Raw genomic sequence first — 12906 nt, forward strand, 5'->3', positions numbered from 1 at the left:
GCCCGGCGGACGGTGACTCCTACGGGAAAAGCACGAGTCCGAAGACCCCGCAGGAAGCGGTTTTCTTCCGAGGAGGCTGAGGCCGTGCCCGTGGAAAGCATCCGTCCGCCGGGCAACTGAACGGTAATTAGAACGCCAATAAAATAAATGCACAAAATACTTACGCTGAGTGAAAGTGTTCTATTTTGATTTTTTGTGTAGAAGTTGATTATAGAAGAATAAGCAATGCTTCTCTTCATTAGAAAAACATTGCTTATCACTTTAATTACAGTACGCTTGCATGGCCATCATAAATATCGCCTTTTGTACCATCGATTGTTACGTCTTGACCGTCTTTTAGTAATTCTAAAGCATTTTCCACTCCAACGATGACTGGAATGCCAAGACTTAGACCGACTACTGCAGCATGTGAAGTTAATCCACCTTCTACTGTAATAATTCCGCCGGCTTTTTCAATTGCTGGCATCATGTCACGATCTGTACCATAAGTAACGAGAATATCGCCGGAAGAAACCTTTTGAATAGCTTCTTCTTTGTTAAGCGCAATTACTGCTTTACCGTAAGCACTTTGACGGCCGATTCCTTGACCTTTTGCAAGTACATCTCCAATGATATGGACTTTCAGTAAGTTCGTCGTACCACTTTCACCTACTGGAACACCAGCTGTAATAATTACACGGTTACCATGACTGCAAATACCGGCTGATAATGCACGTTCAATCGCAACATCTAGCATTTCGTCAGTGGAATCTGTCTTCTCCCCTTGAACCGGGTGTACACCCCATACAAGTGCGAGCTGGCGATTTACACGTTCATTAAACGTAACAGCTAAAATCGTCTGTTTCGGACGATACTTGGAAATCATACGTGCGGTATGACCGCTTTCTGTTGGAGTAATAATTGTTTGGACATCTAAGTTCATCGCCGTATGAGTTACCGACTGGCTAATTGCCTCTGTAATTGTCATTTCAACAAGCTTCGAGCGCTCGCTTAAAATATTTTTATGCTGGAGTGCAGATTCTGTTTTCAGTGCGATATTGTTCATCGTTTGGACTGATTCAACAGGATACATACCTGCTGCAGTCTCACCAGATAACATGATTGCATCCGTTCCGTCAAAGATAGCATTTGCTACGTCTGAAGCTTCTGCACGGGTAGGGCGCGGGTTACGCTGCATTGAATCGAGCATTTGTGTAGCAGTGATAACTGGTTTACCAACAAGATTACATCTTTTAATTAATTCCTTCTGTACAAGTGGCACATCCTCAGCAGGAATCTCTACACCAAGGTCCCCACGCGCAACCATGAGGCCGTCACTTACTTCTAAAATTTCTTCAATCCGGTCTACACCTTCTTGGTTCTCAATCTTAGGAATGATGTTGATCCTGTTGCCAAGATGTTCTTCCAGCACTTGACGAATTTCCAGTACATCAGATGCTCGGCGGATAAAGGATGGCGCAATGAAATCGACATTGTTTTTAATACCGAAAATAATATCTTCTTTATCTTTTTCCGTCATACCCGGAAGGTTCAACGATACGTTTGGTACGTTCACACCTTTTGTATTTTTAATTTCTCCCGAGTTTAGAGCTTTTGTTGCAATTTCATTATTTTCTTTATCGATTGAAACAACTTCTAGCTCGATCAGACCGTCATCTAGTAAAATCTTCGAACCAACTGAAACGTCATTGATCAATCCTGGATAAGAAACAGAAAACCGTTCCGCATTTCCTTCGACCTCATCCATTGCAATATAAACAGTGCTGCCAGATTGTATTTCCGCCTTACCACCTTTGAAGCGGTTTGTACGGATTTCTGGCCCCTTCGTATCTAATAGAATTGCAACATTTTTATTTCGATTCGCTGCTGCTTCACGGATGTTTTTAATACGGGCACCATGTTCCTCATAGTCACCGTGGGAGAAGTTTAATCTTGCAACGTTCATACCTGCATCCATCAATTGCTCTAATGTTTCCACCGATTCAGAAGCAGGACCAATAGTACATACTATCTTTGTATTTCTCAATGTAATTCCTCCTTGTATATGCTAAATCGACAACTCTTTCGATAAAGTGTACATTTCTTCATGAACTGTACTTGGCTTGTCAAAGATATCATGAATGGCATAGTCAACGAGATGATTATTCTCTATGCCAACCATTCTACCCGCTTTTCCATTCATTAAAAGCTCCATTGCGCGAGCTCCTAGTCTACTTGCAAGCACACGATCTGCTCCGGTAGGCGAGCCTCCACGTTGAATATAGCCAAGAACCGTTACCCGTGTTTCGAGTTGTGTCGCCTTTTCAATTCTTTTACCGTAATCAAAAGCGCTACCTACTCCTTCAGCGAGGAGAATGATACTATGACGCTTCCCGCGTTGGTGGCCGCGTTTCAAACGATCAACGATACTATCGAAGTCCTCCCTATTTTCAGGAATAAGGATACTTTCTGCTCCACCAGCTAGCCCTGCCCATAATGCAAGGTCGCCCGCGTCTCTACCCATTACCTCAATTATGTAGGTACGTTCATGCGAAGTAGCTGTATCACGGATTTTATCAATTGCTTCAATAACGGTATTCAGTGCTGTATCAAAACCGATTGTAAAATCTGTACCCTTTATATCATTATCAATCGTCGCAGGGACTCCAATACAAGGGAAGCCTTTTTTAGTAAGTGCCTCCGCACCAAGGAAGCTTCCATCTCCGCCAATAATAACGAGGCCATCAATTTCGAATTTCTTCAGCTGCTCAATTGCCTTTTCCTGGCCTGCATCAGTTTTAAATTCATCGCTTCTGGCTGAATAAAGCATCGTCCCACCCCGCTGGATAATATCTCCAACCGAGCCGATTTCCATTTTTTCGATTCGTCCCTCCATCAATCCCTGGTAACCGTACTTAATGCCGTACAATTCCAGTCCATGATAAATACCTTTACGTACGACTGCCCGGATTGCTGCATTCATTCCCGGAGCGTCGCCTCCACTTGTTAATATTCCAATTCGTTTCATCTTCTTCACCTCGAATATAGGTTTTATGAGTACAAGCATGAGTTCAACTTTTACATCTATTCTCAAGCAAGGAAAAACTGTACTATTAATTTTGTATACCCTGTATCATTTTACCTCACTACATTAAAGATAAATAAAAAACGGCAAAATAGCAATTATTTCACCGCCAAAATAACAAAAAACGCGGCGCTTGTCACTAAAAAGACAAAGCACCGCCTATTTTTTATCGATTCATGTAGTCACCAATTTGTTTATATTTTTCCCATCTTTTTTCTAATAATTCCTCTTCATCGTATGTAGCTAGTGTCTTGAGGGATTTTGATAGGACTGTATCGATAAATTTTGCCTGTTCATCGACATCACGATGTGCACCACCCCGCGGTTCCGGAATAATCTCATCTATGACATGAAGTTTCTTCAAATCGTAGGAAGTAATTCCCATCGTTTCCGCCGCGTGTTTAGCTAAACTAGCATCCTTCCAAAGGAGCGCCGCTGCTCCCTCAGGCGAGATAACGGAATAGGTTGAGTTCTCAAGCATGTGAATGTAATCTCCAACACCAAGAGCAAGGGCTCCTCCACTACCGCCTTCCCCGATGACAATACATACAATCGGGACGGTTAGACCTGCCATTTCCATTAGATTTCTTGCGATTGCCTCACTTTGCCCACGTTCTTCTGCTGCTTTTCCAGGGTAAGCCCCCTTCGTATCGATAAAACAAATAATTGGCCGATTAAATTTCTCGGCTTGTTTCATATGGCGTAATGCCTTCCGGTACCCTTCTGGATGTGGCATCCCAAAGTTACGACGGATATTTTCCTTCGTATCCTTACCACGTTGGTGTCCGATGATGGTAACTGGCTTGTCTTTATAAAAAGCAATACCAGAGACAATAGCGGCATCATCTCCAAATAAACGGTCTCCATGGAATTCGATGAAATCAGTGAATAAACGTTCGATATAATCAAGTGTCGTCGGACGCTCGCCATGTCTTGCCATCTGCACCCGTTCCCACGGTTTCAAATTCCCATATATATCATCTTCCAACACCTTTAATCTTTCTTCAAGGGTTGAGATTTCATCCGTTAAATCCATTTCGCTATCTTGTGTGATCTTTTTCAACTCGGCAATTTTTTCTCTTAAATTGACTACCGGTTTTTCAAAATCCAATACGTGCTTCATTTCTTATTCTCCACCCTTCTCATGCAACTTCAGCAACTGGGCAAGCGTATTACGCATTTCTTTCCGGTGGATTACTTTATCCAATTGTCCGTGCTTCAGCTGGAATTCGGCGGTCTGGAAATCCTGGGGAAGCTTTTCCCTGATTGTTTGTTCAATAATTCTTCTGCCTGCAAAGCCAATTAATGCACCTGGTTCAGCGAAATTATAATCACCGATAGATGCGAAACTTGCTGACACTCCTCCTGTAGTCGGATGGGTCATAACAGAAATCATTAATCCTCCTGCATCACTGAATCGCTTGATAGCAATCGACGTCTTAGCCATTTGCATAAGGCTTAGAACACCTTCCTGCATTCTTGCGCCTCCTGATGCTGAGAAAATAATGAACGGAATTTCTTCTTTTCTTGCATTTTCAACCGCGCGGGCAATTTTCTCACCAATTGCTGAACCCATACTTCCCATTCGGAAGTTCGAGTCCATTACGGCAAAGGCAGTTGGATGGCTGTCAATTAAACCTTTTCCAGTTACTACCCCTTCATTTAAGCCCGTTTTCTTTTGGTCTTTTTCTATTTTTTCTATATAATCCGGGAAGTTTAGCGGATTGGCAGAAGAGATCTCTGCATCCCATTCAACAAATGTGTCTACATCAAAGAGGCTATCAATCCGCTCCCAAGCGGTAAGTGGATGATGGTAGCCGCAGTTCGTACAGACATGCAGGGATTTCTTCACTTCTTTTCTGTAAAAGATTTTATTACATCCTTTACATTTCTGCATGAGACCTTCCGGAACATCCATCTTCCCTTGTTCACTGGGTATCGATGCATATCGTCTGCGCTTGCCAAATATATCTTTTAGCAAGATCATACCTCCTTCTTTCTAACAGCGTGCTTTGCATATCTCTTCCACATCATAGCTTATCCAAGAAGAAAATACTGTCATAATTTGTAAGCTATTCGGATTTAGTCATATAATTGATGATCTTGCTGTTTATATAACTCTTCTATGGCATCGTAATCCTTTTTTGCCAAGAGTTCCATTAATTGGTTATAAAAATGCTCATCATAATGAGCTTTTGTGATGGAACTTGAGAATTCTTCCAACAGCATCCAGATTTTTAGCAATAATTGATTATTCGCTTTTTTAAGTAAATAAGTGAAAAAAATTGTATGTTTTTCCTCAAGTACAGTTGTCTGGTTGATCGAAGCGTTCAACTTGGACCTTGCAACTTCATCCATATTCGGGCATGCTAACTTCACCGCTTCTTTTTCAATCATAGTTTTTACTTGAAGGAGTTCATCTCTTGTCCTATCTGCTAATAAAATAAATGAAGATAATAATTCCACAGACTGTAACGATTGATAGGATCTTAAAAATGTACCTTCACCGCGACGGGTTTCAATCAGCCCTAATAATTCGAGTGCACGTAATGCTTCTCTGACGGAAGATCTGCCTGCCTGTAATTTATCGGCTAATTCTCGTTCCGAAGGCAGTTTATCACCAGGTGATAGATGATTGTCTTTAATATAGACCCGTAATTCCTCTAGCACACCTTGATATACTTTTGGTTTGGAAGGATTTGACACCTTAAACATCTATCCCTTCTCAAGCTTCTTCATCTCTTATTCATAATTCCCTGTTAGTTCTCTCGTCTTCTCTGCTACTTCTTCCGGATCGACCTGAATACGGGCAACACCCGATTCCATTGCAGCTTTCGCAACACTTTTTGCTACAATTGGAGCAACACGTGCATCAAATGGTGCAGGAATCACATAGTCCTCATTCAAATCTTCGTCCGATATCAGAGAAGCAATTGCTTCTGCCGCAGCTACTTTCATCTCTTCATTAATTCTTGTTGCACGTACTTCTAGTGCCCCGCGAAAAATTCCCGGAAATGCCAATACGTTGTTCACCTGGTTCGGGAAATCAGAGCGACCAGTGCCAATCACTTTCGCGCCTGCTTTCTTTGCCTCCTCTGGCATTATTTCCGGTTCTGGATTTGCCATAGCAAAGATGATTGGATTCTTATTCATCTTCGCAATCATTCCTTCTGTAAGAGCACCCGCAACAGAAACGCCAATAAATACGTCGGCATCTTTCAGCATGTCTTCAAGCGTGCCTTCCTTCTTGTCAAGGTTTGTAAATTGGGCAACCATTTCTTTAATCTCATTCATTCCATAGCTTCTGCCGTCATAAATTGCCCCACGGGAATCTGTCATTACCATATTGCGTACACCAAAGCTCTCTAATAATCGGGCAATCGCAATCCCCGCGGCTCCTGCTCCGCTTAATACGACTTTAATGTCTTTAAATTTCTTATCGACAAGTTTAAGTGCATTAATTAAGCCTGCAACCGTAACAATTGCTGTTCCATGTTGATCATCATGGAAAATCGGAATATTCGTTTCATCCTTCAAGCGCTCCTCAATGATGAAGCAGTTTGGTGCAGCAATATCTTCCAAGTTCACACCACCGAAAGTCGGCTCCAGCAGTTTTACTGTATTTACAATCTGATCCACATCTTGAGTTGCTAAACAAAGCGGAAACGCATCAACCCCTGCGAAGCTCTTAAACAAGACAGCTTTCCCTTCCATAACAGGAAGTGCTGCTTCCGGTCCGATATTACCAAGCCCCAACACTGCTGAGCCATCACTAACGACAGCAACCATATTTCCTTTCATCGTGTAGTCGTATACACGAGACGTACGATCGTAAATTTCTTTACAAGGCTCTGCTACACCTGGTGAATAGGCGAGACTTAAATCTTTTGCATCGTTCACCTGAACTTTCGACTCAACCGATAACTTACCCTGATTCACTTTGTGCATATGTAATGCTTCATCTCTTAGGCTTGCCATGATTATAATCTCCCCTTTAAATATTCCCATATTTAGACGGTTAACGGTTCGCTTTAGTGGTCAGACCACCTGCAACTTCTATATTATATCAAATGAGAAACTTCTGTAAAGCTTCGTACAAGACTAGACTTTTCTCATGACGACATTGTCTTTTCCGAAATAAGTCCGTAACTTGTTCAAGGTAGCGCTAGATGGATGGAGGAAATAATTTTCCTTTAATTTATATGATTGATTCTGTGCTTCATTATATAAAATAATCGCTGTACCCCCTGGATGCTCTTTAGCAACTCGATCAATGACTTTAAGTGCATCCGGATTCGTTTCTTTCGTCGATTTGATGAAAATAATTTTTTCTGACTTTTGTTCAAGGTTCTCTTCATTGAAAAGTTCCATATTCTGCACAACAAATTGTAAGCGACCATTTCTTTCTTCCGCTCTACCCGTAATGGCTACAAGCTGCTCCTCCTCAAGCCAGCGCTTTACTTCCCTATACGTATCAGGGAAGATGACAGCATCCAGTGTATCCTGTTCATCCGCAATCACAAGAAATGCCATCTGTTCACCGCGCTTCGTTCGAATTTGCTTTATCTCCTGAATGATCACAACAATCTTCGTATCATTCTTTCTTAAGAGATGCTTTAGTGCAGCGAGTTGCATGTAACCACTCGCACGAAGCCTGGTACGATAATTTTTCAGCGGGTGACTGGAAATATACATCCCAACCAATTCCTTCTCATCTTGAAGCTTCTTCGCGACAGTGAAATCTTCTATGTCTACATAATTTCCTTCTAGACTAAGCTGGTTTTCAAAAAGATTGGGCTGGTCATAAAATTCACGGAATAATTCTCCTTGCTCCATCGCCTGATCAATGGAGGCAAGTAAACTTGCACGGTTGCCATACAAGTCATCAAAGGCGCCGGCAAGGATCAAGTTTTCAATCGTGGAACGCTTCACTGTTTCGCTTGGCACCCTTAGGCAAAAGTCAAACAAATCTTTAAAACGTGCCTTTCTCCTCGTCTCGATAATAGCCCTAATTGCATCCCCACCTATTCCTTTAATCGAGCGCAGTCCCATCCGGATCCGCCCCTTTTCCACTGAATACTTACCGAAACTCTGATTAATCGATGGTGGCAAAAGTTCCAGACCTATCTCATGCATCTCTTTTAAGTAAAGCTGAATTTTATCCTGCTGATTCCGAGCTGCACTTAGAATTTCGGCAAAAAAGCTTGCAGGATAATTTGCTTTTAAGTAGCTTAATTGATATGAAATCTTACTGTAAGCAACCGCATGACTACGCGGGAATCCGTAATTGGAAAAACGGACAATCCAACTGAATATTTCCTCAGCCACTTGCTTTGTATAACCATTGTTCAAGCAACCTTCAATAAATGCCTGGCGCTCTTCTTCCATGACTGCATAAATTTTCTTACTGACGGCCCGCCGTAGAATATCTGCCTCCCCTAGATTGAAACCAGCGATTCTGCTTGCGATTTGCATAATCTGCTCCTGATAAACGAGCACACCATAGGTCGATTCCAAGATTGGCTCTAAGTCTTGGTGGGGATACTCGACAGTCTGCTGTCCATTTTTCCTTGCGATATAAGTCGGGATGAAATCCATTGGACCTGGCCGGTAAAGGGCATTAACCGCAACAATATCTTCAAAATCGGTCGGCTGTAACTCTTTTAATACTCGCTTCATCCCAGCTGACTCCAATTGGAAAACTCCATTCGTCCGACCTTCCTGCAGGAGTTTAAACGTTTCTGCATCTTCGACAGGGATTTCTTCTAAACGGAGTGGTTCTTTCCGCGTATAGTTGACCGATTGAATGACTTTTTCAAGTAAAGACAGATTCCTTAGACCGAGAAAGTCCATCTTCAATAGACCAACTGCTTCGAGATCATTCATGGCAAACTGAGTTAAATAAGTTTCACCTGATCCAGTTGTAAGTGGGACGTGGTCACGTAATGGCCGTTCACTTATAACAACACCTGCCGCATGGGTTGAGATGTGACGTGGCAAACCTTCCAAACGGACAGCTATAGAAAATAATAGCTTCAACTTAGTGGATTGCTTAATATAATCCGTTAATTCCGGGAGACCTTTCATCATCTCTACTATAGAATTCGACGGCTGGGTGGCAATTTCCTTTAAAATAAATCTTGCATCTTGTTGTTCCACGTCAAGCGTCTTTATCAATTCCCTAATTAATGATCTTGCTGCAAATGTACCAAACGTAATAATTTGGGCAACATGCTCCTTACCATACTTTTCCCTGACATACGCAATGACCTCATCACGTCTCTCATCGGAAAAGTCGATATCAATGTCTGGCATCGTCTGCCTTTCCGGATTTAAGAAACGTTCAAACAGTAAATCATATTTTATAGGATCGACAGCCGTAATCCCGAGCGTATAAGCAACAAGGGAGCCAGCTGAAGAACCCCGCCCTGGACCGACAACGATTCCTTTTTCTTTGGCATAAGCAATAATATCAGCTGTAATTAAGAAATAATCACTAAAATCCATCGCCTTAATGATAGCTAGTTCATAATTTAAACGCTCTTTAATTTCTGGCGTCGTTTTCTCGTACTTTTCCTCTAGTTTCAAATAGCATTGTTCTTTTAAATAGGTATGTACATCTACCCCTTCTTTGAGCGGATAAGTTGGAAGGAATCGTTTCGTAAAATCAATTTCAACCGAACATTTCTCTGCAATTTTTACCGATTCACGAATTGCTTCAGGGAAAATTTCTCCAAGTTCTAGCTCTACTTCCTGCACAGTGCGTAAATGCTTATTCTGTAAAGCCGGAGTTGACAATTGCATATCCCACTGCCTGCTGCTTCTCATAGCAAGGAGACAATCATAACTGTATACATCCTTTTCCTCGAGATAATGGACATCGGTGATAGCTGTAATGTTGGTTGGATATGTATCAGCATAAGCCTTGAGTAGCGTAGTGGATCTCCCACCTTCTTCGATACCAATGTAAAAGTCTTCCGGTCCAAATAACCCTTCAAATGCATGCAAATACTCTTTTACATCCTGGAAACTATTCTCACTCAATTTAGAAGAAAGTTCCGTATCCTTAAGTGGTAGGATACCTATAAGTTCTGCCGAATGATTTGCTAAATCTTCCAAGGAGAGTGCCGCTCTATCTTCCGTTTGCAGAAATGTACTCAAACGCATCAGCTGATGATACCCATTATTATCCTTTGCAAGTAAGGTAAGCTTCGAAACCGATCCTTGTTCATCCGTTGCAACCGGTACAATCAAGCCAATGATCGGCTTAATTCCTGCCTTCTGACATGCCCGGTAAAAAGGAATCGTGCCGTAAAGTACTCCTTCATCCGTTAGGGCAAGTGCCGGAAATTGTAGCTCTTTCGCTTTATTTAGTAACTTTTCAATGGTAATTGTACTGTTCATCAGGCTATAGCCGCTTCTAACTTGTAAATGTATGTAAGACATACAATCCCACCTTCTTTTCACTGACTTCTATTATAACAATAATATAAGAACAAGCATACGCTTACGTATTTTTCTCCCGTTATTCTCAGGAGGCTCATAAACGCAACAATCGGCACATAAAATATTAAAGGACATGCTAAAAGGAGTGAAGCGCATCATGGAGGAACGGTTTTTCGCAGCATTTATCCATTGTTTTTTCATCGCACTTGGCGTAATCCTTGGCGGTTCGGTTATCGGGAGTATCGGCGACTTTGCAACCGGGGAAGCCCCGTTATCATCCATGACAAGAATCGCGGACCGGCTGCGCATTTGGGCGATTGTAGCAGCAATCGGTGGAACGTTCGATGCGATTGCGAATGTAGAGAGAGGTTTACTCGACGGTTCAACTTTTGATCTAGTGAAACAGGTTCTCCTCATCATCTCGGCAATGGGAGGAGTAAAGTTTGGCATCACAATTATTGAATGGCTTACCGAGAAAGGGATGTCATAAATGCACTTCCCCCCTTATTATAGACGCCCGGAATGGCAACGATTCTTCATTGGTGTTCTTGTCGGCGGCCTTATTAGTTATTTCGTTTTAATTTATATGTACGGTGTCATGTACGAAGACTTACTAGCAGAGAATTATCAGTTAGGCGAGGAAATCATTGACTTAAGGCAACAGAATAAAGTATTGCTTGAGAGCCAGGAAGATCAAGACACCGAACTAGCGATAGAAGAAATTGAAATTACGATTTCCAATCCGGATGTGTTGAAAAATGACAGCTTGCTCGTCTCCCAGTTGAAAACATTAATCAAGGAAGAAATCAGCCACCTAATTGGTACTGATATTCTTATTGTATCTTCTAATGAAGAATTACTCATCTCGGCAATTGAGAATAAAGCGTTCACAGTAGATAATGTCACGTACCATTTCTCCATTACCCGTTTGATCTTTGCTCCGAAGCTAGGAATCGTTGCTAACGCTAGTATAGCGAATTGAACATTTTTCGAGATGAATAGGAACCTATTTGTCAAAAGCCCATACGATGGAATGATAAAGTGAAACTCATTCAGTGTGGAATCCTTACCCCCACTGAATGTTAGTTGAACAGAATCAGGGATTTACGGACTTTTTATCCCCCACCTTCACATGTTGGGCTTCCTTCATGTTTAGATGTGGGGGGTATTACAGACCGTTAATGCGTGATAAAGGAGGATAAGCGCAATGGTCATACCTACAAAGTCATTATTAAATCAAAAAATTGAACAGTTGAAAAACGGGGAAAATGCATTTGCTGAATCCCCAGAACTTATTCGGTTACTCGAACGGGATGTTGCAAAGGAAAATTTGAATGTGGTGTTTGATAAGACTCCTGCTGGCTGTTGGATTATCCCCCAGCGTGAGGATCCAAAGAATTGGAAATAACCCAGACAATAAAGAAGTCTGGGTTACTTCGGATAATTTTTACAAGCTTCATCTAGATCATGGATGACCCGATCAGCATCTTCCCAATTGTAAATAGTTGCACCAGACGCCATCGGATGCCCTCCACCTTCATACTTAGCTGCGATATCATTAATGATCGGTCCTTTCGAACGGAGACGAATCCGAATCAATTCATCTTCTTCAACAAAAATGACCCATGCTTTAATCCCTTTTACATCTCCAAAGACTTGAACAAGCTGCCCAGTCTCATCTGGTGAAACTTGGAACGCTTCAAGCAACTCCTTCGTTAATTTCACTGCACAAAGGCCTGAATCATACATTTCAAATTCCTTTAAAATATATCCTTTCAAGCGGAGAATATGCGTCTCTACACTATAGAGATTCTCATATAATTCCGAACGATCGAAATGATACGTCACGAGTTCCGCAGCATATTGAAATGTTTTCTTCGTCGTACTTGGAAAAAGGAATCTGCCCGTATCTCCGACAATCCCTGCATACAGAAGTCGCGCTCCTTCATCATTTAAAACAAGCCCTTCCTCTTTCCCTGCTTCGTATAACGCATAAATCATCTCACTCGTTGAACTTGCTGTTGTATCTACCCACTGAATATCACCATAATAGTCAACATTCGGATGATGATCGATTTTTATTATTTTTTCCCCTTTCACGTACCGCCCGTCATCAACTCGCGGTGTATTCGCTGTGTCACAAACAATAACAAGTGCCCCTTCATATGTCGCATCAAGAACAGTATCCATTTTCACAAGATAGTCGAATTCAGGATCATTTTCCCCGACGATATAAACCTCTTTCTCCGGGAAAGAAGATTGAATGATTTCTTTCAACCCCGCCTGCGAACCTAAAGCATCCGGATCCGGTCGAACATGCCGGTGGATAATTATCGTGTCATTTTGTTTAATTTCTTTAATAATTGCTTGCTTCTCCATACTACAGCTCCAATCTT

12 protein-coding genes are annotated in these 12906 nt (G+C 41.8%); 3 read left to right on the forward strand and 9 right to left on the reverse strand.

Annotation, left to right across the window (positions count from 1 at the left end):
* The 8 genes from GN217_RS19065 to dnaE form a co-directional block, all read right to left on the reverse strand.
* On the reverse strand, positions 1 to 239 hold a 239-nt coding region (locus tag GN217_RS19065; RefSeq protein ID WP_232334473.1), incomplete at its 3' end, for a hypothetical protein.
* Positions 240 to 265: 26 nt separating this feature from the next.
* A complete protein-coding gene (pyk, locus tag GN217_RS16200) occupies positions 266 to 2026 on the reverse strand; it encodes a pyruvate kinase (RefSeq protein WP_156857697.1) in 1761 nt (586 codons plus the stop codon).
* A gap of 21 nt (positions 2027 to 2047) precedes the next feature.
* Complete coding sequence (gene pfkA / locus GN217_RS16205; protein ID WP_156857733.1) at positions 2048 to 3007, reverse strand: 6-phosphofructokinase; 960 nt, start codon at positions 3005 to 3007, stop codon at positions 2048 to 2050.
* A gap of 223 nt (positions 3008 to 3230) precedes the next feature.
* Positions 3231 to 4187: an acetyl-CoA carboxylase carboxyl transferase subunit alpha gene (gene accA, locus GN217_RS16210; protein WP_156857698.1), complete on the reverse strand. Its 957-nt coding sequence runs from the start codon at positions 4185 to 4187 to the stop codon at positions 3231 to 3233.
* Between the two features lie 3 nt (positions 4188 to 4190).
* Positions 4191 to 5045, reverse strand: a complete 855-nt coding sequence (gene accD, locus GN217_RS16215) for an acetyl-CoA carboxylase, carboxyltransferase subunit beta (RefSeq protein ID WP_156857699.1) — start codon at positions 5043 to 5045, stop codon at positions 4191 to 4193.
* A gap of 101 nt (positions 5046 to 5146) precedes the next feature.
* Complete coding sequence (locus GN217_RS16220) at positions 5147 to 5779, reverse strand: FadR/GntR family transcriptional regulator (protein ID WP_232334474.1); 633 nt, start codon at positions 5777 to 5779, stop codon at positions 5147 to 5149.
* Between the two features lie 27 nt (positions 5780 to 5806).
* Positions 5807 to 7042 carry an NADP-dependent malic enzyme gene (gene ystJ / locus GN217_RS16225; protein ID WP_156857700.1) on the reverse strand — a complete coding sequence of 412 codons (1236 nt, stop codon included), beginning with the start codon at positions 7040 to 7042 and terminating at the stop codon, positions 5807 to 5809.
* Positions 7043 to 7165: 123 nt separating this feature from the next.
* Positions 7166 to 10510 (reverse strand): DNA polymerase III subunit alpha, encoded by a 3345-nt coding sequence (dnaE, locus tag GN217_RS16230; RefSeq protein ID WP_156857701.1) that lies wholly within the window; start codon positions 10508 to 10510, stop codon positions 7166 to 7168.
* 157 nt (positions 10511 to 10667) lie between these two features.
* Between dnaE and ytrH the strand changes: the two genes are divergently transcribed.
* The 3 genes from ytrH to GN217_RS16245 all read left to right on the forward strand — a co-directional run bounded on the left by ytrH (position 10668) and on the right by GN217_RS16245 (position 11918).
* Positions 10668 to 11000: a sporulation membrane protein YtrH gene (ytrH, locus tag GN217_RS16235; protein ID WP_156857702.1), complete on the forward strand. Its 333-nt coding sequence runs from the start codon at positions 10668 to 10670 to the stop codon at positions 10998 to 11000.
* A complete protein-coding gene (gene ytrI, locus GN217_RS16240) occupies positions 11001 to 11492 on the forward strand; it encodes a sporulation membrane protein YtrI (protein ID WP_156857703.1) in 492 nt (163 codons plus the stop codon). It begins immediately after the preceding gene.
* A 225-nt stretch (positions 11493 to 11717) separates the two neighbouring features.
* A complete protein-coding gene (locus GN217_RS16245; RefSeq protein WP_156857704.1) occupies positions 11718 to 11918 on the forward strand; it encodes a YtzJ family protein in 201 nt (66 codons plus the stop codon).
* 23 nt (positions 11919 to 11941) lie between these two features.
* On the opposite strand, the gene GN217_RS16250 is transcribed toward GN217_RS16245, so the two are convergent.
* Positions 11942 to 12889, reverse strand: coding sequence for a DHH family phosphoesterase (locus GN217_RS16250; protein WP_156857705.1), 948 nt, complete (start codon positions 12887 to 12889; stop codon positions 11942 to 11944).
* Positions 12890 to 12906: the final 17 nt, after the last annotated feature.

The sequence above is a fragment of the Oceanobacillus sp. AG genome, from assembly GCF_009746545.1.
Lineage (GTDB): Bacteria > Bacillota > Bacilli > Bacillales > Amphibacillaceae > Oceanobacillus > Oceanobacillus indicireducens.

Excerpts from the sequence above, each read along its gene's own strand:
- pfkA (WP_156857733.1), bottom strand. The coding sequence starts at position 3,007 with ATGAAACGAATTGGAATATTAACAAGTGGAGGCGACGCTCCGGGAATG.
- accA (WP_156857698.1), bottom strand. The coding sequence starts at position 4,187 with ATGAAGCACGTATTGGATTTTGAAAAACCGGTAGTCAATTTAAGAGAA.
- GN217_RS16220 (WP_232334474.1), bottom strand. The coding sequence starts at position 5,779 with ATGTTTAAGGTGTCAAATCCTTCCAAACCAAAAGTATATCAAGGTGTG.
- ystJ (WP_156857700.1), bottom strand. The coding sequence starts at position 7,042 with ATGGCAAGCCTAAGAGATGAAGCATTACATATGCACAAAGTGAATCAG.
- dnaE (WP_156857701.1), bottom strand. The coding sequence starts at position 10,510 with ATGTCTTACATACATTTACAAGTTAGAAGCGGCTATAGCCTGATGAAC.
- ytrH (WP_156857702.1), top strand. The coding sequence starts at position 10,668 with ATGGAGGAACGGTTTTTCGCAGCATTTATCCATTGTTTTTTCATCGCA.
- ytrI (WP_156857703.1), top strand. The coding sequence starts at position 11,001 with ATGCACTTCCCCCCTTATTATAGACGCCCGGAATGGCAACGATTCTTC.
- GN217_RS16245 (WP_156857704.1), top strand. The coding sequence starts at position 11,718 with ATGGTCATACCTACAAAGTCATTATTAAATCAAAAAATTGAACAGTTG.
- GN217_RS16250 (WP_156857705.1), bottom strand. The coding sequence starts at position 12,889 with ATGGAGAAGCAAGCAATTATTAAAGAAATTAAACAAAATGACACGATA.